Source organism: Nonomuraea basaltis (genome assembly GCF_005893125.1).
GTDB lineage: Bacteria > Actinomycetota > Actinomycetes > Streptosporangiales > Streptosporangiaceae > Nonomuraea > Nonomuraea basaltis.
Map to the genome: position 1 here is coordinate 1 of NZ_VCJS01000054.1, position 25,262 is coordinate 25,262.

Here is a 25,262-nt window from a genome sequence, read left to right on the forward strand (position 1 = left end):
GAGGTGTATAAGAGACAGCCGATGTACGGCCCGCAGCCCGGCTTCCCCGGCCCGCCACCCCCGCAGGGTCCCTTCCAGCAGGGTGCTCTGGCGCAGGTGCCGATGCCGCTGCCGACCCAATGCCATGTGACGATCGTCGGCCCGCGGCGCAAGGCCGACCTGGCGCTGCCCGCCGACATCCCGCTGCCGAACGTGCTGCCCGGCCTGCTCCGCGTGCTCGGCGAGGTGGGCGGCGAGTCGGCCGCAGCTCCCGGGTGGACGTTGCAGCGGCTCGGCGGGGCGCCGCTCGACCAGGGCCAGAGCTTGGGCTCGCTGGGCGTGCTCGACGGCGAGATCCTCTACCTCAGGCCGCGCGAGGCGGTCCTGCCGGTCGCTCTCTATGACGACGTGGCCGACGTGGTCGCCACCGGGGTAAAGGGAGGCCGCGGCGTCTGGTCGGCCAAGCACACCAGGATCATGGGCGCCAGCGGGGCGACAGGGCTGCTCATGCTGGGCGCGCTCGGCCTGGCCGTTTCCAACATGCCGGGCCTGACGGTCACGATCGTGGCCGGGTTACTGGCGCTGCTGCTGGTGGTCACCGGCACGCTGCTGTCCCGGGCGGTGGGCGACTCGCTGGCCGGCGCGTTGATCGGGCACGCGGCGCTGCCGTACGGGTTCGTCGCCGGCCTGTTCGCGCCCGGGGTCGCGGCGGGGTTCGGCGCGCCGCATCTGCTGGCGGCGCTGGCCTGCACCGCGCTGGTGGCCGCCGTCGGCGGCGCGCTGATCTCCGACGGCGTTCCCGGTTTCCTCGGCACGGCCGTCGCCGCGACCGCCGGCGCGATCTGCTCGGCGGTGGTGATGGTGTGGTCGGCGCCGCCGGCCGGGGTGGCGGCCGTGGCCGTCGCGGTGCTGCTGGCCTTCAGCCCGCTGGTGCCCACACTGTCGTTCAGGCTGGCCAAGGTGCCGCTGCCGGCCATGCCGACCACGGCGGAGGAGCTCCGCAGCGACAACCAGCGCCTGGACGCCGCGGCCGTCCAGGAGCGCACCAGGGTCGCGCAGCGCTACGCCACCGGCATGATCGCGGCGATCGGGCTCTCGGTGCTGATCACGCAGGTGCTGCTGGTACTCGATCGTGATTGGGTGGCGGCCGCCATGACGGTGTCGCTGTCGCTCACGCTGATCATGCGGGCCCGGGTCTTCCGCGGGCTCGGGCAGCGGATCTGGCTCATCGGCACGGGCCTGGCAGGGTACGCCATGCTCGCGCTGTCGCTGGTCGGCCAGGGCGGGGTCGTCGGGTCGCTGGCCGTGGCCATCGGGGTGCTGTGGCTGGCGCTGATGACCGTGGGCATCGGGCTCTGGCTGGCGACGGGGAAGCCCTCGCCGTTCTGGGGGCGCGCGGCCGACATCCTGGACGTGGCGCTGATCGTCCAGCTCTTCCCGCTCGCCCTGGGCGTGCTGGAGGTCTATACCTGGATTCGCGGACTGTCTGGTTAGGAGCAGGGATGCAGGAGTTCGGAGATTTCGCGAAGATCGACCTCGAGAAGCTGATGTCGGGCATGGACAAACAGTTCGCCCTGATGGAGGAGTTCCAGGAGAACCTAGGCACTTGCGTCGGCCGCGCGCAGGACGAGGACGGCTACGTCACCGTGGAGTGCGGGCAGGAAGGCGTACAGGAGCTGGAGCTGCACCCCAAGGCGATGCGGCTGTCCTCCGGCGAGCTGGCCGAGCTGATCAAGACTGTGCTCCACGATGCGATGGCCGACTTCCAGGCCAAGATGTTCGAAGCGGCGGGCGACGTCTTCGGCGAGGAGGACAACCCACTGGCGATCATGAAGGACCCCCAGCCCGCGATCGACAAGATGAAGCGGGCCGACGCGATGCACGATCGCGCCCACCAGGATGTGATGGGGCAGCTCGACCAGATCCGTCGCCGGATGGAGCTCTGACGCCGCTCACCCACAGCCGAGATGCCGTGAATGTCAGGGCACACTAGGCCTTCTACCAGCATGTTTACCGAAAAGTTGCCATAGAGCGACCTATCCGTAATTTGATGTTTCTGGGAATTACGGGGTCAATGGTGACTAACATGCCATTTGATGTTGTTCACGGGGGTAGTTCGTTCCTTTCAGAGAGTGACGCCCGCGTAGCAGACAAGGCCATGTCGACTTGGAGGTCCAGTGGCACTGTACGGGGCAAGCCCCACCCAGCTGACGAACGCGGCAGGTTACTGCCAGGACACCGCCCAGTACATCGAGGGCATGCGGCAGCGCGTCGAGCAGATCAAGGCCGACCTGACCACCCAGGGCTGGAAGGGCGGCGCGTCGCAGAAGTTCAGCGCAGCCCTCACCCAGTGGGACGGCGAGTTCAAGGGGGTCATCAAGATCCTGGAGGACATCTACGACCGGCTGAACATCGGCGCCGGTGTCTACCGCAACGCCGCCGACCAGAACATGGACATCGCCGGCGGCTTCGCGGGATCCGGTGAGGCCGGTCGGATCGACTCTCTCATCAACGCCAACCGCTGAGCAGGACGGAGAACACCATGTCCATGTCTGAAGACTACACATTCGTCCGGTTCGGCTCCATGGAGCAGGCCTACGAGGAGCTCAAGAAGGTCATCACCGAGCTCGACCGGGCCACCGACGACCTGTACGGGGACATCCAGCGGGAGCTCGGGGCGAGCTGGGAGGGTGACGCCAAGCTGTTCTTCGAGGGTAAGCGCGAGCAGTGGGACGCCCACGAGAAGGCGATGGCCCAGCAGCTGTTCCAGGCCGCGACGGCGGTCAGCACCGCCAATGGCAACTACCAGAGCGCCGAGAAGCGCAACATCAGCATCTGGACGGACTAGCCCGGTTCGTCCATCCTCTCGGTCATCGCTGGGTCGCGGTGGCCGAGAGCTCTGTCGCTAGGGGTGAGGGATGACGCAGAAGGATGCGATGGACGGGGGCACCGATCCTCTGTCCGTCGACCACAACCTGTTCGACGCGCGGGAGAACTCGCCATCCAGCATGCGAGTGGTCGCGCAAGAGCTCAGGGGCAGCCTCGACGGCCTGCTGGGCAAGGGCGGGCAGCCGAACGGTGACATCGCCCAGATCTCGGGCTGCGGGCTGTCGGGAAACCAGATCGGCATGTGGGACGACGCTCTGGCCCTCGCCACGACCGTCGGATCGAGTAACGCGGGCGTGAAGTTCGCCGAGGTCTACCAGAACTTCGTCGACGCGTATCAGAAGGTCGTCGAGGCGGTGGAGGCGAGTGCGGACAGCCATGATCGGGCGCGCCGGGAGAACGAGGGTAACGCCTGATGGCTGAGCGGCAGGTCGTCGTCATCCTGTCCTTCGACAGGTCGCCCAAGGGCGAATGGCCGAAGCTGGAAGCGAGCGAGATCAAGCGGCTGCTCCAGAGCACCGACTCGGCCACCATCCAGGGCAACGGGCAGTCGTACAAGGATGTGGCGAGCAAGATCCAGCAGGCCATCAAGGCTCTTGAGGACCACGCCCCGAAGATCGCCGATGTCTGGAAGGGGCCGGACGCCTCCAAGGCCCGCCACGCGCTGGAGATGCTGCACGCCTCCGGCAACGAACTGTCCAGCAAGCTGTCCATGATGGGCGGGGCGCTGCAGACGTACGCGGGGCAACTCAACGACACCAAGACCAAGGCCAACGAGGCGGTGTCGGTCCCGGGGGCGACCCAGATGACCCAATCGGAGGAGGACATCGTCCGGGAGGGCCTGGAGAAGGTGCAGGCCCAGCGCGCGCTCTACGACCTGAACCAGCAGATCGTCAACATCCTCACCGTAGAGGTCCCGCACGACGTCTCGTACGAGCTTCCGACGGTCAGCATCCCCAGCGCTCCCCCCGAGACCCGCGACACGAACTATCCCACCGGCACCAGTACGGACGGCCCCACCTTCACTCCCCTGAGCGACAACGGGGGCGGCAGCGGTTACTACGGCGGTGGTGGCTCCGGAGGGCCGGGCTCGGGCGCGCCGACCCCCGGCGGCTCGGTCGGCGGTTCCACCCCTGGCGGGTCCGACCCGGGTGGTTCCAACCCCGGTGGTTCCAACCCGGGTGGTTCCAACCCCGGTGGTTCCACTCCCGGCGGTTCCAACCCCGACGGTTCCTCCCCCGGCAGCCCTGCCGATCCCGACCCGAACAACCCTGCCAATCCTGGCGATCCGGGCAGCCCGACCACGCCCCCGACGACCCCGGATCCCGGCCAGACGCAGAACCCCGGCCCGGGCAACGGTGACGGCACGGTTCCGCCGGTCATCGGCGACCAGAATCGCACGACCACCGACGGCACGAACATCACCGACCCGCGCCAGACGGACATGGCGAGCTACCAGCCGCCGACCGCCACGATCGCCCCTCCCGCCACCACGATCAGCCCGCCGCCCAGCGTCACCGTCCCCACTCCGATGGGCGGCGGTTCGCCGGGCGTCCCCTCGGTGATCGGCTCGCCGGGTTTCGGCGGCCAGTCGCCGCTGACAGCGTCCGGCCGCGGAACCACCGGGGCGCCGGGCGGCATGCCGTTCATGCCGTTCATGGGAGGGGCCGGGGCCGGCTCCGAGGTCGGCGACCTGGAGCGGAACACCTACGTCCCGGAAGACGCGAGTTGCTGGGCGACCAACCATGAGACGACGGATCCTGTGATCGGATGAGTGACTACGGGTCGTACCCCTTGGGGGACTTCGGCATCCAGCCGGGGTCGGGCATCTCCTTCACCAAAGGCGAGCTCGAGTCCGCCGGCAGCCAGATCGAGTACCAGAAAGGGCTTCTCGGGGACCTGCAGAACGCCGGCGACATGCACGTCCCCTGGCCACACTTCGGCGTGATAGGCCTGGGCGTGCACAACGCTCACGAGAAGGCGATCCAGAGCCGGGACGCCGCGCTGCAAAAGGCGCACGCCGCCCTGGATACCTGGATCACGGGGCTCACGGATGCCGACAAGAATTACCAGGTGGCCGACGATGAGAGCGGCAACAACATCCCGCCGCCTGGGACCTCCCCGATTCCTGGCGGCTTGAAGACCCCGAACCTGCCAGGTGGAGATCTGCCAGGTGGAGATCTGCCAGGGGGGAACCTGCCGGGTGGAGATCTGCCGGGTGGAGATCTGCCGGGTGGAGATCTGCCAGGGGGGAACCTGCCGGGTGGAGATCTGCCGGGTGGAGATCTGCCGGGTGGAGATCTGCCAGGCACGGATCCGAACACGAACCTCCCGAACACCGATCTGCCCCAGCAGAACATGCCGAACGTGCCGACCACCGACCCGGCGGACATGAAGGTCCCCAACATCGACTCGGCGCTCAACGACCCGTCCAAGACCAATCTGTCGGAGTTCAAGCCCACGACCCCGACGCTCAACAGCAACCTGCCCAGCCTGGACCCGAACGCCGGCACAACTCCCCGCGTACCCGGCACCATCGCAGGTCCGGGCACCATCGCAGGTCCGGGCACCATCGGCGGACCCAGCACGGGTGCGGGCGTCGGCGCGAACGGCGTCCTGCCGGCCGGATTGCGGGGCGCGGCGGGTGCGGGCATGGGCGGCATGCCGATGCCCTTCGCGCCGATGGGCGGCGCGGGCGCGGGCGGCGACCAGGGACGCGACCGTGAGAACACCGTCGGGCTGTCCGAGGACGAGGGCGTCTGGGGCGTCGACGAGGACATCTCACCCCAGGTGATCGGGCAGGAGGAGATATGAGCGTCTACAAAGAGACGTACATGGGGGCCGCGCTGCTGGCCACGACTTCGGCAGCGTTCATCAGGAGCAGTTGGGCGTCCTACACCGCCCTCGCCATCGGCATCATGGTCTCCGACCCCGAGGGCATGGACGGCTCGGCTACCAAGTGGCGGGACACCGACAAGCTCAACGAGTTGAAGACGAAGATGGAGGAGCTGAAGACGCACCTCAAGGAGAAAGGCACGTGGGAGGGCGGTGCCTCCGAGTCGTTCGACGGCGCCCACGCCACCTATGTGAAATCACTCGAGCAGTTCACCACCGCCAACATCGGCGCCGGCGACGCCGTCTCGGCGCATGGAGGCTTCACCAAGGCAGGCGCCGTCGCCGTCTCCTCCATCGCTGCCTTCATGGCCGTGGTGGCGGCCGCGAAGTATGTGGCCCAAATGTCCAGACTCGGCGGGCCGTGGCTCTACGTTGCCTATGCCGCCTACCTGTTGTGGGAGAAAGTCGGAGGTCAGGCCACGCTCGCCATAACCAAGAAGATGCTCATGAGACACGGCATCGCGCTCGGTGCCCTCGGCTTCATCATGCAGCAGGCCGGGTCGATGTCCGAGTCGGCCGGCAAGCTCTTTCCCATGGCCGACAGGGTGCCGTCCTCTCTCAGCGGAGGCGACCTCTTCGGGGGCGCCGGCACTCAATTCCCATTCCCGGAGCTGCAGTACAAAGAGGGTATGGGCCTCACCGAGAAGATGGACACGCCGGCTCCCGGCGACCTCTACAACACCTAGGCCGTCACTGGCTGTTCTGCTGGATGGTCTGCACCTCCTGCACCGGCGTCCTGGCCGCCGCCGGGTCCAGCGCCGGGCCGTCGGGGATCAGCCGCAGCAGGTGGGCGGGCACCGGCGCGACGTCCGTGGCCTCGTACCCGAGCTTGCCTATCACGTCCGCCGAGGTCAGCCGGAACCTCTTGCCCTGGTCGGTGATCAGCGAGTACTGCTGCACCGCCGACAGTTGCCCGTCGCCCGGCAGGGTCCCGGCCAGCACCGCGCTGCCCGTCGGCAGCAGCACCTGGTCGACCTTCTCCTGACCGGCGCTCGCCGCCGGTGTCGGGATGCGGATCTTGCTGCCGGTGGTCAGCACGGCCCGGGTCGAGCCCTTCGCGGTGTTCGCGTACACCGCGCAGAGCGGGGCCGACACGCCGGGCGAGCGGAAGCGGGGCATGGTGGCCGGCAGGCCGTTGTTCATGGGGCTCTGGGTCGACGCCTTCATCGCGTTGGCGCTCGCCGCGTCGACCAGCGTCTCGCGGACCGGGCGCCGGCCGTAGGCGATCTTGCTGTCCGGATCCAGGAGCAGCAGCATCGCCTGCGTGTGGTTGATCGGCGCGAGGCCGTCGGCGAGCAGCGCGTACCAGCGCTCGCTCGCGCCCGCCACGGACGCCACCTTGTACACCTGCCCGACCCGTGACGCCTTGCCGCCGGGGCCGGCGGCCTTCTTACCGCGTTGGGCGATCTTCGGAGCGGCGAAATCCACGCCCGCTGGGATGGCGTTGATCCACGAGGCGGGCACGCGGCGCGGCGCCTGGTCGGTGAGCCGGGCCACGTTCGTCACCCGCAGGCGCTGGTTGGCCCAGAGGACCCAGCTCTGCTGCCCGTCGCTGACGACCAGCGCCTCGCCGCCCACAGGCGTCCCGCCGACGTCGGTCCCGCCCACGAGCGTCACGAACGGCTTGCGCCCCCCGGTGGCATCGGCCCCTTCCACCACGCACGCCGACCACGGCGCCTTGACCAGCCGCTCCCGCTTGGGCAACGAGTCGGGCGCCCCCTGAATGCCGACCTTCTGCCCGCGGCCGAAGGGGGCCAGCGACTCCGCGGACACCGTCCTGACCTTGATGTCCTCGTTTTCCAGCATCAGCCGCGCGGAGACGTAGTTCGCCACCGGCTGCAGCTTTCCGCTCTGCTGGTTGTAGACGTACGAGGCGCCGGTCTCCTCCTCGATCAGCAGCTGGCCGGCGTCGGTCAGCTTGGTGGCGTTCCCCGGTTTGAGCAGCCCCCAGATCCCGAACCCGGCGACGATCAAGACCGCGACGAGAATCCCCGCGAACGACGCCACGTTCTGCCTCCGCATAGGGGACTCCGGCACGTCCGGTTCCCCCTGGAGCAGAGCCAGCCCCAGGCGCTGCGTCATCAGCCGATGCGCCTGATAAAGATCCTTTTGGGTCTGCATATTGCCTTATGTTACGCATGTTGACTACGAGTCTTCTGTACGGCGAAGGAACTCCCGGGTAAGCTGCTTGATCGACTGTCAAGGGGGAAGGCTCGTGGGAGAAACGCAACCGCCCAGCGACTGGCCTGGACTCGAACCCGAGCGGGACGGCGTGACGTACGACGCCAAGAAGATCGCGAACATCGCCGGAGAGCTGCGCGATGTGATGGAGCCCATCGGCGGTGGGGGCTACAGCCAACGCCAGGGCTCCATCCAGGATCTCAGTATGTACGGCTCTCTCGCTGACGTGCGCCAGCACCTGCTGAGCATCAGCAACTGGGACGGCAACGTCCTCGGCAACACGCTGTCGACGAGCCATCAGGAGTTCCTGAGCGTCTACGAGGACGTCCTGGAGAACTTCGGCACCGCGATCGCCCTGGTGGACGCCGGAGCGGGCAACTATCAGATCACGAACGTCGCCAACGAAGGCGGGGTCTGATCGGCGTGGGAGAGAACAAGCAGGAGACCCACTGGCTGAAGACTTCGTGCTGGGGCGGTGGGGGCGTCGAGACGGGCGGCCGGAGCGTCGAAGAGGTCGTCACCTTCATCAACGGCTTCGACGTCACGCGCATCGAACAGGCGGCGACCGCCTACAGCGACGCCCGCACCGCCGTCAACACCGCCAGGGACGCGCTCAGAACACAGGCCGGCGAGCTCGCCAAGGTGTGGGAGGGCCCGGCCTCGGTCGAGGCCCAGCAGGCGCTCAGGACCCTCTACGCGACGATGGGCGAACTGGCCGAAAAGCTGAAGAAGATGGCCGATCCCGTCTCGGCCCTCGCCACGGTGGTACGCAAACATCAGGAGTTCATCAACGACGGCTGGAAGGGCGTCATGCCGACCTGGCAGAACCAAAGCCAGGGCGGGATAGGCGGGAGCTGGAACGACAGCATCGCGGACCTCTACAGCACCTACACCGGCGTCTATGGCGGAGACAGCGCCACGGGCGACTTCGGATCCGCGGACGAACTGGCGGGGCTCCACCTGAAGACCTTCAGCGAAGACCTCGCGCACATCCACTCCATGATCCCGGACACGGTGGAGAAGGTGCTCCGGGACATCCGTCTTCCGCAGCAGCCGCAGGAGGGGCCCGACCCGATCGACTACTCGCAGTTCGACGGCAGTAACACGGGCGGTGGTGTGACACCCCCCGCGTATGGCAACCCCGATCTGTCCGGAATGCCGCCCGGAGGGCGGGACACCACGGGACCCCCCTTCGGTACCCAGGGTCCGCCGACCGACTCCTTGCCCCCGACCACCCCCGGCAATACCGGGACGAACCCATCTGGCGGCCCCGCGACCGGCAATCCGACCGTGCCGGACCCGAACAACCCGAACGGCCAGAACCCGAACGTGCCGGACCCGAACAACCCGAACGGTCAGAACCCGAACGGTCAGAACCCCGGCTCAGGAGCGAACACGAGCCTGCAGGACTACCGGCCCACCACGGCCCCCACCACGGCCCCCACCGGGACCACCACCACCACGAATCCCTACGGCGGCTCCGGCTCGCCGTACGGGGTGGGCACATCCGGTGGCCCAGGTGGCGTGTATGGCGGAGGCAGCGGCATGGTGTCGACCGCAGGCGCGCAGGGCCCCGGCGGCAGGTACGGCAACGGCACGGGCACGCCATTCATGCCGATGGGTGGGATGGGCGGAGCAGGCGCCCAGGAATCCGGGGACCGCGAATCCACCACGTGGCTCCATGAGGACGACGACGTCTGGGACGGCGACACGGGCTCGGCGGTGAACAGCAAGATCGGGTAATCCGGAGGCCGGCCTCCCGCCCCGTTGCAGGCAAGGGGCGTCAGGCGTTGTCCGGGAGGGCTGCCTGGACAGGCGTGATGTTGCCGGTCGTCACGAGGAATCCTCGTCCAGGCGGGCCGCCCACCGTGCCGCGTGGCAGGCGGATATTGAAGATGTCGCCGTCGGACTGGCCCTGCACCGCGAGCAGGAGGCCCGTGCGGGATTTGCGGGTCTCCGCCGCGAAACCGCGGTAGGCGACGGCCAGATCCCCGGTCGTGCCGGCGATGAGCAGGCCGTGATCGCCGTCCCTGCCCGAGCGGAGCACCTCCTCCAGGGCCGTTCCCAGCGGGGAATCGGGATTGATCAGCTCGGCGTCGTCCACCAGCACGACGTAGTGGTGCTGGTCCGCGACCAGCTCCGGCAGGTTCGTGGCGTTGCCGTCCAGCACCGCCAGCGTGCCGTCCAGGTCTCTCAGCGGGCTGCGTCTCGGGGTGACGGCGATGACCGGCGTGCCGTGTTCGATCAGCGAACGCGCGGCCGTCAGCAGGGCCGACGAGCGGCCGGAGCGGGACGGGCCGGCGATCACGGCCCCTGGGCCGTACGCCAGCAGGTCGAGCCCGAGCGGGGAAAGGGCGTCGCCGCCCGCGCCGATCAGCGCCCACAGCGGCGACGGCGGGGTGAAGGCCGGATCCAGTTCGAGGGCCTGGGCGGCGGTGATGCGCATCGGAAGGGCGTCCACGCGCAGCGGTGGCTCCCCGTCCCGCTGCCGGCCGCCCTTGCCGGCCGGCAGCGGTCGCGCGTGCTCCGGGCCGGGCTTCGCCTGCCCGGAGGGGATGGCGGCGGTGCGGGCCAGGGCCTGGAGGGCCGCGACCTGGGCGGGGCCCGCCGGGTCGGCGGAGAGCAGGGCGATGTGGTGCTCGACGATGCCGTGGTCGCCGATGGACAGGGCGCGGCCCGGGGGGATCGACGAGGGGAGACCCTTGAGCGGGAAACCGGCCAGGCCGTAGTCGGACGGATCCGAAAGGCGGAGAAGCAGCCGGTCGTCGAAGACCGTGGAGACCTGGCCGAGCAGCCCCGACCTGTCGCTGGTGATCACAGCTCTGAACCCGACTGCCGCGCCTTCGCGCAGAAGCTGGAGCAGCGCCTCGATCAGGCGGCCGTAGTCGTAGCTCTCGAACGCGGCCACGAAGCCCTCCCAGCGGTCCAGCATGAACACGAGCCAGGGGAGCCGGTGGCCCGCTTGGCGGTATTCGGCCAAGGAGGCGTGCCCGGCCTCGGCCAGGAGCTGCTGGCGGCGGCCCACCTCGGCCCGGAGCCGGGTGAGCAGGCGTTCCACCCGGTCGAGCTGGTCGCGGGTCACCACGGCGCCGCAGTGCGGCATCGCCACCAGCGGCAGGAGCGCGCCCGATCCGCAGTCGACCGCATGGAGGTGTACGTCTCCAGGTGAGGCATGGGCCGCGATGGATCCGGCGATCGTCCGCAACGCCGTCGACCTGCCGCTGCGTGCGGCGCCCGCGATGAGCAGGTGACCCCCGTGGGCCAGGTCCAGCGCCAGAGGCCGCCGGTCCTGCGCCCACGGACGGTCCGTTACGCCGAAGGGCAGCGGCGCTACCTCGGCGAACGCACCGGCCCCCGGAGGCGGGACGGTGCCGAATTCCGGAGGCGGGATCGCGCCTGCGCCGGCGTTCCCTGGATGGCTGGCGTTCCCCGATGCGGGTCGGCCGGAGCCTTTCACCCGGGGCCGGATGGGGTCGCCGCGGAAGGGGACCCCTTTCGCGTTGAGCTGAGAGGCAGCAGGAGCGGGGCTGGGCAAGGGACTGGCAGCGCCGGCCGCCGCGGAGGCGGAGCTCGGCGTTGGGGCGGGGGCCGTGACCGACGGAGAGCCGGGGAGGTCCAGGACGAAATGGGTGGGAAGGGGCTCCAGCCAGGGGCTGGGCTGGGTAGGGACATCGGCCAGGCGGGAAGCCTCGATGAGGGCGTCGGCGACCAGCGTGAGATCCGTGACGGATGAGTCCTCCTCCGGCTCGGGAGGACGCGGGAGCGGTCTGCCCAGGGAACGCCAGTTCACATCGAGCACCCGGACGGTGCCGGCCGCCCCATCGAGCGTCCCTTGAGACGTCATCGGGCTGCGGCCCCCGACTCTGGCCGTCTGTACGGCGATAGCCGCCCCCACCCCCGAACGCACGTAGCAACGGCCAGGCGTGGACTTGGAGATGTGAGCCGCGTCAGGCGTGTCGATGACGTCCGACGACTCGGCGGGCTCCGTCACCCGCAGGGCGATCCGCAGGGACGTGTTGGCCTGGATGTCGGCCGTCACCACGCCCGCCGGGCGCTGCGTGGCCAGGATCAGGTGGATGCCCAGCGAGCGGCCCCGGCGGGCGATGTCGACCAGACCGGCGACGAAGTCGGGCAGCTCGGCCACCAGGGCGGCGAACTCGTCGATGATCAGCACCAGGCGCGGCAGGGCGGGACCGGTGTAGTCGTCGATGTCCTTGGCCCCAGCCCGCAGCAGCAGGCGCTCCCGGCGGCGGATCTCGGCCGCCAGCGAGTCGAGCGCGCGTTGTGTCAGGTGGCCGTCGAGATCGGTGACCATGCCGACGGTGTGCGGCAGGCGTACGCACTCCTTGAACGCCGCCCCGCCCTTGTAGTCGATCAGCACGAACGTCAGCTGGTCCGGCCGGTTGGCCACCGCCAGCGTGCAGATGAGCGTCTGCAGCAGCTCGGACTTGCCCGCGCCGGTGGTGCCGGCGATCAGGCCGTGGGGACCGTCGAGCTTGAGGTCCACCGAGAACGGCCCCTCGGGGCCGACACCGATCAGCGCGCTGGTGGAGCCCCGGTCCCGCCAGCGGGCGGCCAGTTCCTGGCCCGAGGGGCTGGGCAGGCCCATCAGGTCGAGCAGGCGTACCGCGCCGGGCAGGTTGCCCGCCGGGTCGTCCCTGCTCACGTCGCGGATCGGGGCCAGGGCCCTGGCCAGGCGGTCGCACCAGGCGGTGGAGACGAAGTCGCCCAGGACCGGGCCGATGACGTCGAGGCCGCCGCCGCGCAGGTGCACGAGGCCGTCGGCGCCGCATGTGGCCACCGTCTGGCACTCCTCCGGCAGCAGGCGCTGGTCGTCGTCGATGGCGAGCGTGAACACGCCGGACCGCGGCCCCTGGCGCAGCACCTGCGGCATGTTGGGCAGGCCGCGCAGCACCTGGGCCCCGTCGAGGATCACCAGCACGTCGTAGGGGCGGACGTCGTAGGAGGAGAAGGAGGGCTTCTCCGCCCCGCCGAGGTCGTCCCAGCCGGTGGGGATCTTGCCCAGCTCAGGGATCTTGGTGTTCTGGCGCTCGTCGATGAGGGCGGCGAGCTCCGAGACACGGCGTGCGGCCGACTCGGGGTCGGTGCCGGCCAGCGCCACGCACTCCTCGCCGGCGCGCGGCGCGCAGTGCGGCAGCCAGCGCGTCCAGCCCCACCGCTGCTCGCCGTCGGCGTGCGCCGACACGACCACGATGGCCAGGTCACGGGGGCTGTGCAGGGTGGCGGCCTGGGCGATGAGCCAGCTCGCGAGGCTGGTCGCGGTGGTGCGCCGGCCCGTGACACCGGCCACGCCCAGCCTGCGCATGGGCAGCGCCACGGGCACGGAACGGCAGATCGGCGGATCGATGGGCCCGCCCTGCTCCTCCGACAGCTCCAGGTCGGCGGGCAGGTCGGCGAGGCCCACCCTGAGCCTGAGCGCGTCGGAGTCGTGGATCCTGCGCTCCCACAGCCGCCGGCGCGGACCTGTGGCCGTGAGCAGCACCTGGGCGGGGTCCGGCGCGTCGGCTCTGCGGGCCGCCTCGTCGGCCACCCTGGCCCGCTCGACCGCCTCGTCGTGCGCCTGGAGCCGTTCCTTGAACTCCTTGATCGCCTTCTTGTGCTGCTTCTTGCCGTGGCGGCGGTCGCTCCACCACTGCCCGATCATGATGATCGGCGTCATGAAAGCGATGAGCAGGTAGTACCACTGATTCAGGGCGATCGCCAGCGTCAGCCCCAGCGCGGCGGGCAGGAGCGCGGCCAGCAGCTGCAGGCGCAAGCCCTCGCTCCTGGTGGGCTCCTTCGGCTTGACGTATTTGCGTTCCGGCTCGGGGCGCCGGAGCCTGGGCGGGCGGTTGTAGGCCACCCCGCCCTCGCTCCTCGGTGCCAGGTGGGCGTCCTTGGGCTCGATCGAGGTCAGCACGAAGACCGAGGAACCACAGGTCAGAACTGCCTGGTCGGGCCATTCGACGGGCTCGGTGAGCGGCCGGCCGTCCAGCTCGGGGACCTCGCCGTAGTCGGCCTCGAACTCGGCCGCCTCCCGCTCGGCGGCCCGCGCGTTCAGCTCGGCGACCTCGTCGGCCCACCGCCCCTTGAGCTTGAGCCTGGGCGCCTCCCCTGGCTGCTGCCAGGTCCGCTCGATGGTGATCCCGTCCGGCGTCACGCGTACGGTCACCGCCTCCGGGGCGAGCACCGGATCGGCGGCGGCGATCGCGCACATCGGGTCGGAGCCGATGATGTGCGTGCCCAGCCCCAGCCGGTGCACCGCCCCGGCCGCGGGCCCGCCCACCACCCGCACCTCGGCGACCCCGCCGGGCTCCTCGATGACGGTGGCGCGGGCCAGACGGGGATCGAGCGTGACCTTGTCGCCGTCCCGCAGCACGGACGTGGCCTGGGCGCGCGGGTCGAGCGGGCGGCCGTCGCGCCACATGACCGGCTCCTGCCCGCCCAGTAGGCCGGCTCTCTCGGGCCTGCGGGGGCGGGGCACGTGGAACTCGGCGCCGGCCGGTCCCGCGGACATGCCGTAGGGCGCGCGTGATCTGGGCAGCCGGACGACCGCCGCGAGAGGTTCGTGATCGCTGAGCGCCTCACTCACCCTCGCCACCGTGGCGGTGTCGTCGCCGTCGATCACGACGTCACGGTCGCGCTGCCCGCCGAGCACGGTGAGCATGATCCGCATGGTGCCGTCTCCTCGCTCGACTCCGGGCGCCAAGGTAGCGCCCGAAGCGAGGCCAGGCCCGCTGGTTGACGGCAATGGCATGGGAAGCCGGCGCTGTGGACACAATTGTCAGTGAACAAAGTGACCTATGTGACTTGAGTGGCGACTAGCCGGATAAATCGCCATCCGTCAACTCGATAGAAACAATAGGCATCGGTTAATTCCCATTGACATCCCGTCACCTGCGAAACAAGCATGGGTCCTCGCATTCCGGCCCCGCCGTCCCAACGGGAACCACATAATGGCGTGGATTCCGCAATTCACCTTGGGAGCCCCCCACCCATGAGGACCAGTGAAAAGCCTGCCCCCAACGCGGCGGCGGGGTTGTCCGGCCCGGCCTCGCGCAAGCTCCCCGTGCCACCCCGGGAGCGCAAGCCGGCCCTGGCCGCGCTGGCCGTCCTGCTCATACTCGGCGGCGCGCTGGCCACGACCCTGCTCGTGCTGCGCAGCGGCGACCGCGTCTCCGTCATCAGGGTCACCCAGCAGATCGGCGCAGGTCAGAAGTTCCCGCCCGAGGCGCTCGAAGAGGTGAAGATCGCCGATACGGGCATCGACTTCGTCAGCTGGTCGCAGCGCAAGCAGGTCACCGACAGCTTCGCGGCCGTAACGATCCTCCCCGGCACCCTGCTGACGAACCAGATGGGCGTCAGGGCCAGCTCCGAGCTCGGCGAGGGAAAGGCCACGGTCGGGCTGGCGCTCAAGCCGGGGCAAATGCCCGCCGGCATCCAGCAGGGCGACCGCGTCCAGGTGATATTCGTACCGAGCCGGTCAAGCCAGGGAGAAACCCGCGTCCTCGCCGCCGGCGCGCTCGTCTTCGCCACGAACGAGAAAACCAGATCGGGAAATTCCGGCCAGATCACTGTGGTCGTGGACGCGGCCGCCGCGCCGGAAATAGTGGCGTTCGCCTCCACCGGTGAAATCGCGGTGGCCGAGCTCCCGGGGGCACGCTGACGTGGGGCTGATCGTGCTGGCCGCCGACAAGGGCGCGCCAGGGGTGACCACGGCCGCGACGGCCCTGGCCGCGGTATGGCCGCGGCCGGTGCTGCTGGCCGAATGCGACCCGGCGGGCGGTGACCTGGCCTACCGGCTGCCCGCCGCCGACGGCGGCATGCTCAACCCGGGCAAGGGCCTGCTCACGCTGGGCGCCACGGCGCGCCGCGGCCTGGAGCCCGCCCAGATCCACCAGCACACGCAGAAGATCATCGGCGGGCTTGACGTGCTGGCCGGGCTCACCCACGGCGAGCAGGCCGCCGGGCTCACCTGGTTGTGGGGCCCGCTGGGCAGGTCGCTCGCCGCGATCCCGAACGCCGACGTGATCGCCGACTGCGGCCGCCTCGGCGCGCACCAGCAGCTCGGCGACCTGCTGGCCGAGGCCGAACAGGTCGTGCTGCTGACCAGGGCGACCCTCGACCACGTCGCCCACCTGCGCGAGCGCCTCCAGATCACCAAGGCGCACGGCGTCGTGGTGATCGCCGACCCCCGCGCCTACCGCGCCTCGATCGACGACGTACGCAGGATCGTCGGCCCCAGCGTCCAGTTCGTGTACGGCCTCGCGTACGACCCCAAGGGCGCCGAGCTCCTGCGCGGCCAGTGGGGCGGCCGCCTCGACCGCTCGCTCCTCATCCGTACGGCCCGCGACCTCGCGGCGAGGCTGGTGAGCCACCGATGATCGATCACTCGCTGGTCAAGCGGTTCCGCCAGGAGGTCGGCGACCGGCTGGCGCATCAGCGCAGGCTCGACCAGGCCAACGGCCTGCCCGCGATGACCGGGGAGGACGAGCGCCAGTTCGCCAGGGCGCTGATCTCCCAGGTCCTGGAGGAGCACGCGCGCAACGAGATCGGCCTCGGCCGCACGCCGCCCACGGTGGAAGAGGAGGAGGCGCTCGCGGCCGGCATCCACGCCGCGCTGTTCGGCGTCGGCCGCCTGCAGCCGCTCCTCGACGACACCCAGGTCGAGAACATCGACATCAACGGCTGCGACAAGGTCTTCGTCAGCTACGCCGACGGCCAGGAGCTCATGCACGATCCGGTCGCCGAGTCCGACGAGGAGCTGATCGAGCTGATCCAGATCCTGGCGGCGTACTCGGGCCTGTCGAGCAGGCCGTTCGACACCGCGAACCCGCAGCTCGACCTGCGTCTTCCCGACGGCTCCCGGCTGAGCGCGGTCATGGACGTGACGGTCAGGCCGGCGGTCTCGATCCGCCGCGCCCGCCTGGGCAAGGTCTTCATGTCCGATCTCGTCGGCAACGGCACGATAAGCGGGGACGTGGGGAGGTTCCTGAGCGCGGCCGTCGCCGCCCGCAAGAACCTCATGATCGCCGGCTCCACCAACGCCGGCAAGACCACCCTGCTCAGGGCCCTGGCCAACGAGATCCCGCCCACCGAGCGCCTCATCACCGTCGAACGCGCCCTCGAGCTCGGCCTCGACCAGTTCCCCGAGCTCCACCCCAACGTCGTCGCCTTCGAGCAGCGCCTGCCCAACTCCGAGGGCCAGGGCGAGATCTCCATGGCCGAGCTGGTCAGGCGCTCGCTCAGGATGAACCCCAGCCGCGTCATCGTCGGCGAGGTGCTCGGCGACGAGATCGTCACCATGCTCAACGCGATGACCCAGGGCAACGACGGCTCCCTGTCGACCATCCACGCCAACTCCAGCATGGAGGTCTTCAACCGCATCGCCACGTACGCCCTGCAGGCCAGCGAGCGTCTGCCCATCGACGCCACCCACATGCTCATCTCGGGCGCCATCGACTTCGTGGTCTTCATCGAGAAGCGCAACGACTACCACCGCGGCGGCACCCTGCGCCGCTACGTCTCCAGCATCCGCGAGGTCAACGGCTGCGACGGCCGCGTCCTGTCGAGCGAGGTGTTCGTGCCCGGGCCCGACGGCACCGCCGTGCCGCACGCGCCGGTCTCCTGCCTGGAGGAGCTCATGGCGCACGGCTACACCCCGGGGGGATGGTGACCGATGGCGATCAGCTTCGATCCGCTCGCCTTGCTGGCCGGCGCCCTGGCCGGCGGTGGCCTGTTCCTGTTCTTCCTCTCCCTGTACGGCCTGCGCCCCCGCCCGCCCCAGCCCAAGCGCCACCTGGTCAAGATGCTGACCACGCGCACCGCGATAGCCGCCGTGGCCGCCACCATGGTCCTGGTGGTCACCGGCTGGCCCGTCGTGGCGGTGGGCACCGTGCTGCTCGTTTTCGGCTGGCGCGGGCTGTCGGGCGGCGCCGCCGAGGAACGCGCGGCGATGCACCGCCTCGAAGGGCTAGCTGCCTGGACCGAGTCGCTGCGTGACACGATCGCCGGAGCGGCCGGGCTCGAACAGGCCATCCCGTCGTCCATCAGGGCCGCCGCACCCACGCTCCGGCCCCACCTCCGGTCCATGATCGACCGGCTGCACACCAGGATGGCGCTGCCGGAGGCGCTCGCGCGCTTCGCCGACGAGCTGGACGATCCGTCGGCCGACCTGGTGGTGGCCGCGCTCATACTCAACTCCCGGCTGCGCGGCCCCGGCCTGCGCGACGTGCTCGGCGCGCTGGCCGTGTCGGCCCGCGAGGAGCTCGACATGCGCCGTCGCGTCGAGGCCGAACGCCGCGCGACCAGGCGCAGCGTCCAGATCGTCGTGATCACGGCGCTGGTCTTCGCCGGGATCCTCGTCGTGCTCAACCCCTCGTACGTCGCCGAGTACGAGGGCTTCCTCGGCCAGGCCGTCCTGGTGGTCGTCGCCGCCCTGTTCGGGGCCGGGTTCGCGTGGATGAGGCGGCTGGCCAGGTTCGACAAGCCGACGCGGCTGCTGATGGGAGGGAGCGGCAATGGTTGAGGGCGCGCTGGCGGGCGCCGTACTGGGGCTCGGCCTGTTCGTGCTGTTGCGAGCGCTCTTCCCGGCCCGCCCGGGGCTGGTGGCCCGGCTGCTCGCGCTCGACGCCGTGCGCGAGGACGCGGGCGCCCCCCGCATTCAGCTCGTGCTGCCCGACGAGGAGGTCAGCGCGTTCCGCCGCGGCCTGGGCGTGCGGCTGGCCCGCCTGTACGGCGCCCGCGGCTGGGAGGCCAGATCGATCAAGGCGGACCTGACGCTGGTCGGCCGCTCGTTCGAGGCGTTCCTGGCCACCAAGGCGCTGCTCGCCGCCAGCGGCCTGCTCGCGTTCCCGCTGCTGCTCGGCTGGCTGGTGCTCATGGAGTGGGGCACCTCGTTCGCCATCCCGTTCTGGGCCTCCGTGCTCGTGGCGCTGCTGTTCTTCTTCCTGCCCGACCTGCAGGTGAAGAAGGACGCGGCGGCCAAGCGGCGCGACTTCCGTCACGTCGTGGGCGCGTTCCTCGACCTCGTCTCCATGAATCTGGCCGGCGGCCGCGGCGTGCCCGAGGCGCTGATGATGGCCGTCTCGGTCAGCGGCGAGCAGCCCAACTGGGCGATGGGCCGCATCCGCGACGCGCTGAGCGGCGCCAGGATCGTCGGCATCACCCCGTGGCAGGCGCTCGGCCAGCTCGGCGAGGAGATCAACGTCGACGAGCTGCGGGACCTGTCCGCCGCGCTCGGCCTGGTGGCCGACGACGGCGCCAAAGTACGCGCGTCGCTGACGGCCAGGGCCGCCACGTTGCGCCGCCGCGAACTGGCGGAGATCGAGGGCCGGGCGGGCGAGCGCTCGCAGTCGATGCTCGTGGCCCAGCTCCTGCTCTGCGCCGGATTCGTGATCTTTCTCAGCTTTCCCGCCGCTATGAAGATGTTGGGGGCGTCATGAACCATCCATGGATCGTCTATCTCACCGCCTACCTGGGCGTGCGCATCCACCGTGCCCGCACGGCGCCCACCCGTGGGGCCTCCGCCGTCGAATGGGTGATCATCACCGCCATCATCGCCGGTGTCGCGCTCGGCCTGGCCACCTTGATCAAAACGTTGGTGGAGCAGCGGCAGAACGACCTCGAAGGCAGTTTCGGCGGCGGCGGTGACACCGGTGGCGACCCTCAGCCGTAGGCCCCGCGACGGCGAGCGCGGCGTGACGGCGGTCGAGCTGGCCATCCTCATGCCGATCATCCTCGCGGTGGCGCTTCTCATCGTGCAGGTGGCGCTCTGGTTCCACGGCCGGCAGGTCGCGGAGGCGGCCGCCCAGGAGGGCGCCCGCGTGGCCAGGTCGGCGCCGATCGACTCGGGCGACTGGGAGGGCGTGGCCACGACGAAGGCCACCGACATCGTGCGCGCCATCGGGCCCCGCCTGCTCGACAACGCCACGGCCACGACGTCCGAGAAGGACCCCGACGAGCGCTTCGTCACCGTGACCGGCAGCGCCGTACAGGTCATCCCGCTGCTGCCGCCGCTCGCGTTCACGATCACCGCGACCGCGGGCGGGCCCGTCGAGTGCTTCCGCCCCGACAACGGCGGCGAGGACTGCCAATGACCAGAGATCCCGAGCGCGGGTCCATGGCCAGGGATCCCGAACGTGGGTCCATGGCCGTGGAGACGGTCATGCTGGCCCCGGTCTTCCTGCTGTTCCTCATGTTCCTCGCTGGCGCGGGGGTGCTCGTGGAGTCGCAGGGGCGGGTCAACGGGGCGGCCAGGGACGCCGCCAGGGCCGCGTCGGTGCAGCGTACGTTCGACGACGCCGAGGCCGCCGCTGAGGCGATCGCCGAGAGCACGCTCACCGGCCCCTGCGGGTCCCCGTCGGTCTCACTGGACGGCTCCGAATGGGAGCAGGGAGGCCAGGTCCAGGCCGAGGTCACCTGCGAGCTCGACCTGGGCTTCCTCGGGTTCGGCGGCGCCAAGCAGCTGACCGGCACGGCCGTGGTGCCTCTCGAGCAATTCAGGAGGGTCGAGGAATGAGGGCCGGCGAGCGGGGATCCATGTCGGTGTTCACCGTGCTGTTCTCCGTGGTCGTGTTCCTGCTGGCCGGGCTGCTGGTGGACGGCGGGTCGGCGATCAACGCCCGGCTGCGCGCCGCGGACGTGGCCGAGCAGGCCGCGCGGGCCGGCGCCGACCAGATCGACGTCGACCACCTGCGCACCACGGGGCAGACCCGGCTGCTCGGAGAGGACCAGGTGTGCGCCAGGGCCGACGAGATCGTCGCGGCGCAGGGCGGCGACGACGTGACCAGCGGCGAGTGCACCGTGGGCCAGGAGCAGGTGACGGTGACCGTGTCGGTGCGGTGGGAGGCGTTCTTCCTCAGCGCGATCGGCTTCCCCGGCTCGGAGATGAACGGCGAGGCCACCGCCGCGCCCGAAGCGAGATAGACCGAATCCGACCACTCGATGGATGCCGAACGCACGAGGCACGACGCTGGACCCGAGAAAGGAGAGGCGATGCCGACGCGAGAGCCCGCGCGTTCACAGGGGCGGCACTCGTCCGCGCGCATCCCGGCCAGGCGCACCGCCGGCGACGTGTTCGCCGGGCTCGGGGCGCTGGTCGTGCTGGTTGCGCTGGTGGGCGGGGTGCCGTACGCGCTGCTCACGTTCGTCGGGCCGCCACTCGCTCCCGAACTGCTCGACCTCGACCTGCTCACCAGCCGCGTCGGGCCGAGCACGATCGTGGCCGTGCTGGTGCTGCTGGTCTGGCTGGCCTGGTTCCAGTTGTTCGCGTGCGTGCTCGTCGAGGTCTACGCCGGGGTCCGCCGGGTCGGCATGCCCGCCCGCGTGCCCCTCTCCGGCGGCACGCAGGCCCTCGCCAACAAGCTCGTCGGGGCCGTGCTGCTGCTTTTCACGACCGGGGCGATGATCGTGCCGATCGCGAAGCTGACGCCCTCTCCCGCCGCGCCGCCCGTGACGGCGGTGGCGTACTCGGCGCCGATCGTCGAGAAGACACTGGAGACGAACAAGACCAAGAAGGTGTACGTGGTGCAGCCCCCGCACGGGCGGCACCACGAGAGCCTGTGGGAGATCGCGGAGAAGTGCTTGGGAGACGGCCGCCGATATCCCGAAATTTACCGACTTAATCAGGCGAAGGAGCAGCCGGACGGCAGCCGCCTCAGGATGGCCGACCTGATCAGGCCCGGCTGGGTGCTCGACATGCCGGACGACGCGAGAAACGTCCACATCGTCCCCGCCGACCAGCCGCGCGATCAGACGCTGCGCGAGCACCCGGGCCGCGCGCAGGCGCCCCGGGGCGAGGCCGTGGACGAGGTGCAGAAGGACACCAAGGAGGGCGAGGCCAAGCACCGCCTGCCCGAGCAGCAGGACCAGAAGCCACAGGACCAGCAACCGGCCGTCCAGGAAGGCCAGGGCAACGAGCTGGTCGAATACCTCGCCGGGGCCTCGCTGGCCGCCGCCGGCCTGCTGCTCGTGCTGGCCAGGCGGCGCCGCGAGCAGCTCTGGCGCCGGGTGTTCGGCCGCCGGATCGCCCGCCCGCGCGGCGACGCCGCCGAGGCCGAGGTCGCGCTCCGGCTGGGCGGTGACGCGCCGGGCGCCCGCATCCTGGACATCGGCCTGCGGCTGCTCGGCGCCGAGCTGGCGGCGCAGAACCGCACGCCGCCTACCGTGTACGCGGCCCACCTGTCGCCGCGCACGCTCGACCTGTGGGTCCACCCGCCGGACGCCGACCCGCCCGCGCCCTGGACGGCCCAGGACGGGGGCCAGGTGTGGCGGCTGCCCGCCCACGAGGGCCGGTTGCTGGGCGACCAGCCCGGCGGGGCGCCGTACCCGGGGCTGGTCTCGATCGGCACGAACGCGGGCGGACGCGTGCTGATCGACCTGGAGGCCGCGCAGGGCCTGATCAACGTACGCGGGGCGCAGACCACGGCCGCGCTGGCCGCCCTCGCCGTCGAGCTCTCCACCAACCGCTGGTCCGACCGCATGCGCGTGACGCTCGTCGGCTTCGGCGAGGAGCTGACCGCGATCGCGCCCGACCGGATCAGGGCCGTCGGCAGCCTGGCCGAGGCGCTCCCCGAGCTGGAGGCCGCCGCGGCCCCGCGCAGGGAGGTGCTGACCGGACGCATCTCCGGCAGCCCGCGCGACGCCCACTACCTGCTGTCCGCGGTCGCGCCCACGCACGAGGAGGCGCGCCGCCTGGCGCTGCTGGCCCGCAGGGACACCGCCGGGTACGTCGTGGCGGGCGACGTCCCGCACGCCACCTGGACGCTGGAGATCACCGACGACGGCAAGGCCAAGATCACCGAGCTGGGCTTCGAGGTGGACGCCCAGCTCCTGCCCCGCCGCCACTACCGGGCGCTCGTCGACCTGTTCCGCACGGCCGGACGGCTCGACGGGGAAGCCATCCCCGAGGCCGAGCCGCTGGCGGGGCTGCACCCGCCCGCCGTCGAGATCAGGATGCTCGGCCCCATCGAGATCCTCGGCCTCGGCCCGATGGAGGAGGGCCGGCAGGCGCTGGCCACCGAGCTGCTGGTCTACCTGGCCACGCATCCGGGCGGCGTGCACCCCGTGGTGCTCGGCGGGGTGCTGTGGCCGCGCGGCGTGCAGGACATGGTCAGGGACGCCACGATCGCCAGGGTCGCCGAATGGCTCGGACCCGAGCACCTGCTCACCGACGAGGCGGGCCGGCTGCGGCTGGGTCCCGAGGTGCGTTCGGACTGGGCGCTGTTCCGGGAGCTCGTACGCCGCTCGCACGGCGACCCGACGGCCAGGGCCGTCCTGCTGGAGAAGGCGCTCGGCCTGGTCAGAGGCCCGCTGCTGACCGGCAGGCCGCCCGGCAGGTACGCATGGCTGGCGGCCGAGGACCTGGAGTACGACGTGGCCGCCGAGGTGGCAGACGCCGCCCACCAGCTCTGCGAGATCAGGCTCGCGCACGGCCAGCCGGACGCGGCCGTGGCCGCCGTACGCGCGGCGCTGCTGCTGGCCGCCGACGACGAGGGCCTCTGGCGCGACCTGCTGCGGGCCACGCACGCCACCGAGGACGTCGTACGCCTGCGCGCCGTCGTCGAGGGCCTGACCAGGAGGGCCGCCTCGCACCCGTACGGCGGCGGGATGGCCCCGGAGACCGAGGCGTTGATCGAGGAACTGCTGCCCACGTGGCGCATCCACGTCGTGAGGGAGTCGTCGGCATGAGACGAATCGCGTTAACGCTGGCCCTGCTCGCTGTGGCGGGATGCGGCCAGGCCGAACGTCCGTACGCGCCTCGGGAGGCGGCCGAGCCCGCCACGCCGCAGAAGGCGGCCACGCCCGGACAGAGCAGCCCGGCACAGGCCGAGCGGCCCGCGGACGAGAAGCTGCCGACCGGCACCCAGACCGTCGACGTCGCCGAGGGCCTGCGCCTGCGGGTGGAGTGGCCGGCCGACTCCCACCCGGCGCTGAAGCCCATGGTCGATCAGTACGTCGGCACCCGCGAGGCCGTGGCCGAGGGGCAGCGCATCTACAAGCGCGATCTCGAGATCGACGCGGCCGTCCAGGCGAGCGAATGGGTGGAGTCGTTCGTCGACGAAGGGTGGACGATGCGCGGGGTCGCGCGGCTCTACAACCTGCGGGTCGTCGCGCGGATGGGCAGGGGCGCCCAGGTCAGCGCGTGCGTCGACGAGTCAGGGATCCGGATGGTCTCCTCCCGCACCGGGAAGGCCGTCAGCCCCCAACCCGGCTGGCTGCGCACCCCCTACCCCCAGAGCGTGGGCGTCCGCCGTGGCGACGACGGGGTGTGGCGCATCAGGTCCTACGTCACCGCCAGAGAGAGGTGCACCCGATGAAAGCTGTGATCGCGGCATTGCTCATGGCGCCGCTGTTGCTCAATCCCACCCCAGGCCCCCGCGAGGGCACGACCCAGGAGAAGGAGGAGTCCGGCAACACAAGGGGGTGGGTGGGGCGAGACACCGGCGTCAACGTCCGTGTCGACGCCGGGGGCGGCAAGAGCGACGGCTATCGCATCCCGCGCCCGTGCTGGTACGAGCCAGGCCCGTCGCCCCAGGAGATGCTCGACCGGTTCAGCAAGGGCCGTGACGCGGCCAACCGAGCGCGGATCGACGAGGGTAACCACGAGCGATTCCTGGAGCAGTTCAGGGACAAACTGAACAAGCCGGGGCAGTGGTGGACTCCCGCGTACAACGAGGCCGATCCCAACCATGTGGCCTGCATGGCCGACCTCGACCCGTTCGGCGTGTTCGTGCCGCCCGGCCAGACGCCGCCTTCCGGCATCACGATCGAGCAGCTGGCGCAGATCGCCAGAGCCGCGCTGACCGTGCCCGAGCCCACCGTCAAGCTGAGCCCCGACGCCAAGAGCTACGTCAACCTGCCCACCTGGGTCTGGCTCGAAGGCATCGGCGAGCCGCGCCGCACCGTCACGGCGGAGCTCCCCGGCGTCATGAGCGTGACCCTGGTAGCTACCCTCCAGGACATCAGGATCGATCCCGGTACCACGCCGGAGCGGGCAGAGGTGACCGAGAGCGGCTGTGGAGCCGCGGGCAAGCCGTACACCAGCGGCGGTACGTTCTCCTGCGGCGTGCGTTACCTGCGCTCGTCGATCGACCAGCCACGCGAGCAGTACACGCTCACCGTCACCACGGTGTGGCCGGTTGAGATCCAGGCCCAGGGCAATGTGGTGCCGTTTCAGTTCACGCCCGTGCAACTGGAGACCACGCGTGACGTGTCGGTCGGTGAGATCCAGAGCAACGTCAAGCCCTCCGCTGACTGAGGACCGCGGCTAGCGGGGCCGGCCCCGCTAGCCGCGTCGTGGCGCTCTGGCTGAGCACGAG

At 70.5% G+C, this 25,262-nt stretch carries 24 protein-coding genes; 22 read left to right on the top strand and 2 right to left on the bottom strand.

Translation table 11 applies throughout. From position 1 onward, the window contains the following. The 8 genes from eccD to EJK15_RS25040 all read left to right on the top strand — a co-directional run. Nucleotides 1-1,473: type VII secretion integral membrane protein EccD (gene eccD / locus EJK15_RS25005; RefSeq protein WP_338089888.1), on the top strand; the 1,473-nt coding region annotated here is incomplete at its 5' end. A gap of 8 nt (nucleotides 1,474-1,481) precedes the next feature. Further along, complete coding sequence (locus tag EJK15_RS25010) at nucleotides 1,482-1,925, top strand: YbaB/EbfC family nucleoid-associated protein (protein WP_138712894.1); 444 nt, start codon at nucleotides 1,482-1,484, stop codon at nucleotides 1,923-1,925. 231 nt (nucleotides 1,926-2,156) lie between these two features. Then, nucleotides 2,157-2,504, top strand: coding sequence for a WXG100 family type VII secretion target (locus EJK15_RS25015; RefSeq protein WP_138712895.1), 348 nt, complete (start codon nucleotides 2,157-2,159; stop codon nucleotides 2,502-2,504). A 17-nt stretch (nucleotides 2,505-2,521) separates the two neighbouring features. Next, entirely contained in the window at nucleotides 2,522-2,827 is a 306-nt protein-coding gene (locus EJK15_RS25020; RefSeq protein WP_138712896.1) for a WXG100 family type VII secretion target, read from the top strand. Nucleotides 2,828-2,897: 70 nt separating this feature from the next. Continuing rightward, on the top strand, nucleotides 2,898-3,281 hold the full coding sequence (locus tag EJK15_RS25025) for a hypothetical protein (protein ID WP_138712897.1): 384 nt from the start codon (nucleotides 2,898-2,900) through the stop codon (nucleotides 3,279-3,281). After that, the gene (locus tag EJK15_RS25030; RefSeq protein WP_138712898.1) at nucleotides 3,281-4,639 is read left to right on the top strand and encodes a WXG100 family type VII secretion target; all 1,359 of its coding nucleotides are present in this window, start codon (nucleotides 3,281-3,283) and stop codon (nucleotides 4,637-4,639) included. Before EJK15_RS25025 ends, EJK15_RS25030 begins: the two co-directional genes overlap by 1 nt. Beyond that, nucleotides 4,636-5,679 (top strand): hypothetical protein, encoded by a 1,044-nt coding sequence (locus EJK15_RS25035; protein WP_138712899.1) that lies wholly within the window; start codon nucleotides 4,636-4,638, stop codon nucleotides 5,677-5,679. Before EJK15_RS25030 ends, EJK15_RS25035 begins: the two co-directional genes overlap by 4 nt. Continuing rightward, nucleotides 5,676-6,446: a WXG100 family type VII secretion target gene (locus tag EJK15_RS25040; RefSeq protein WP_138712900.1), complete on the top strand. Its 771-nt coding sequence runs from the start codon at nucleotides 5,676-5,678 to the stop codon at nucleotides 6,444-6,446. The genes EJK15_RS25035 and EJK15_RS25040 overlap by 4 nt, the downstream gene beginning before the upstream one ends. Before the next feature lie 4 nt (nucleotides 6,447-6,450). Here EJK15_RS25040 and eccB read toward each other — a convergent pair whose 3' ends face one another. Further along, nucleotides 6,451-7,881 carry a type VII secretion protein EccB gene (eccB, locus tag EJK15_RS25045; protein WP_138712901.1) on the bottom strand — a complete coding sequence of 477 codons (1,431 nt, stop codon included), beginning with the start codon at nucleotides 7,879-7,881 and terminating at the stop codon, nucleotides 6,451-6,453. Nucleotides 7,882-7,975: 94 nt separating this feature from the next. Between eccB and EJK15_RS25050 the strand changes: the two genes are divergently transcribed. Both EJK15_RS25050 and EJK15_RS25055 read left to right on the top strand, forming a co-directional pair. After that, entirely contained in the window at nucleotides 7,976-8,359 is a 384-nt protein-coding gene (locus EJK15_RS25050; protein ID WP_138712902.1) for a hypothetical protein, read from the top strand. 5 nt (nucleotides 8,360-8,364) lie between these two features. Further along, a complete protein-coding gene (locus EJK15_RS25055) occupies nucleotides 8,365-9,684 on the top strand; it encodes a WXG100 family type VII secretion target (protein WP_138712903.1) in 1,320 nt (439 codons plus the stop codon). Between the two features lie 40 nt (nucleotides 9,685-9,724). Here EJK15_RS25055 and EJK15_RS25060 read toward each other — a convergent pair whose 3' ends face one another. Then, nucleotides 9,725-14,617: an FtsK/SpoIIIE domain-containing protein gene (locus EJK15_RS25060; RefSeq protein WP_138712904.1), complete on the bottom strand. Its 4,893-nt coding sequence runs from the start codon at nucleotides 14,615-14,617 to the stop codon at nucleotides 9,725-9,727. Nucleotides 14,618-14,938: 321 nt separating this feature from the next. On the opposite strand from EJK15_RS25060, the gene EJK15_RS25065 reads away from it, so the two are divergent. The 12 genes from EJK15_RS25065 (at nucleotide 14,939) to EJK15_RS25120 (ending at nucleotide 25,201) form a co-directional block, all read left to right on the top strand. Further along, nucleotides 14,939-15,607, top strand: coding sequence for a CpaB family protein (locus EJK15_RS25065; protein ID WP_138712905.1), 669 nt, complete (start codon nucleotides 14,939-14,941; stop codon nucleotides 15,605-15,607). Then, nucleotides 15,570-16,325 (top strand): CpaE/TadZ family protein, encoded by a 756-nt coding sequence (locus tag EJK15_RS25070; RefSeq protein ID WP_240777189.1) that lies wholly within the window; start codon nucleotides 15,570-15,572, stop codon nucleotides 16,323-16,325. The genes EJK15_RS25065 and EJK15_RS25070 overlap by 38 nt, the downstream gene beginning before the upstream one ends. Next, nucleotides 16,322-17,617, top strand: a complete 1,296-nt coding sequence (locus EJK15_RS25075; RefSeq protein WP_138712906.1) for a TadA family conjugal transfer-associated ATPase — start codon at nucleotides 16,322-16,324, stop codon at nucleotides 17,615-17,617. The genes EJK15_RS25070 and EJK15_RS25075 overlap by 4 nt, the downstream gene beginning before the upstream one ends. Nucleotides 17,618-17,620: 3 nt before the next feature. After that, nucleotides 17,621-18,469, top strand: a complete 849-nt coding sequence (locus EJK15_RS25080; protein ID WP_138712907.1) for a type II secretion system F family protein — start codon at nucleotides 17,621-17,623, stop codon at nucleotides 18,467-18,469. Further along, nucleotides 18,462-19,385 (top strand): type II secretion system F family protein, encoded by a 924-nt coding sequence (locus tag EJK15_RS25085; RefSeq protein ID WP_138712908.1) that lies wholly within the window; start codon nucleotides 18,462-18,464, stop codon nucleotides 19,383-19,385. The genes EJK15_RS25080 and EJK15_RS25085 overlap by 8 nt, the downstream gene beginning before the upstream one ends. Further along, complete coding sequence (locus EJK15_RS25090; RefSeq protein ID WP_138712909.1) at nucleotides 19,382-19,618, top strand: hypothetical protein; 237 nt, start codon at nucleotides 19,382-19,384, stop codon at nucleotides 19,616-19,618. Before EJK15_RS25085 ends, EJK15_RS25090 begins: the two co-directional genes overlap by 4 nt. Further along, entirely contained in the window at nucleotides 19,599-20,039 is a 441-nt protein-coding gene (locus tag EJK15_RS25095) for a TadE/TadG family type IV pilus assembly protein (RefSeq protein WP_240777190.1), read from the top strand. The genes EJK15_RS25090 and EJK15_RS25095 overlap by 20 nt, the downstream gene beginning before the upstream one ends. Continuing rightward, nucleotides 20,036-20,461, top strand: a complete 426-nt coding sequence (locus EJK15_RS25100; protein WP_138712910.1) for a TadE/TadG family type IV pilus assembly protein — start codon at nucleotides 20,036-20,038, stop codon at nucleotides 20,459-20,461. The genes EJK15_RS25095 and EJK15_RS25100 overlap by 4 nt, the downstream gene beginning before the upstream one ends. Then, a complete protein-coding gene (locus tag EJK15_RS25105; protein WP_240777191.1) occupies nucleotides 20,458-20,868 on the top strand; it encodes an Rv3654c family TadE-like protein in 411 nt (136 codons plus the stop codon). The genes EJK15_RS25100 and EJK15_RS25105 overlap by 4 nt, the downstream gene beginning before the upstream one ends. A gap of 69 nt (nucleotides 20,869-20,937) precedes the next feature. Beyond that, a complete protein-coding gene (locus tag EJK15_RS25110) occupies nucleotides 20,938-23,631 on the top strand; it encodes an AfsR/SARP family transcriptional regulator (protein ID WP_240777192.1) in 2,694 nt (897 codons plus the stop codon). Beyond that, nucleotides 23,628-24,260: a hypothetical protein gene (locus EJK15_RS25115; protein WP_138712911.1), complete on the top strand. Its 633-nt coding sequence runs from the start codon at nucleotides 23,628-23,630 to the stop codon at nucleotides 24,258-24,260. Before EJK15_RS25110 ends, EJK15_RS25115 begins: the two co-directional genes overlap by 4 nt. Further along, nucleotides 24,257-25,201 (top strand): hypothetical protein, encoded by a 945-nt coding sequence (locus EJK15_RS25120; protein WP_138712912.1) that lies wholly within the window; start codon nucleotides 24,257-24,259, stop codon nucleotides 25,199-25,201. Before EJK15_RS25115 ends, EJK15_RS25120 begins: the two co-directional genes overlap by 4 nt. The last annotated feature ends 61 nt before the right edge of the window (nucleotides 25,202-25,262 follow it).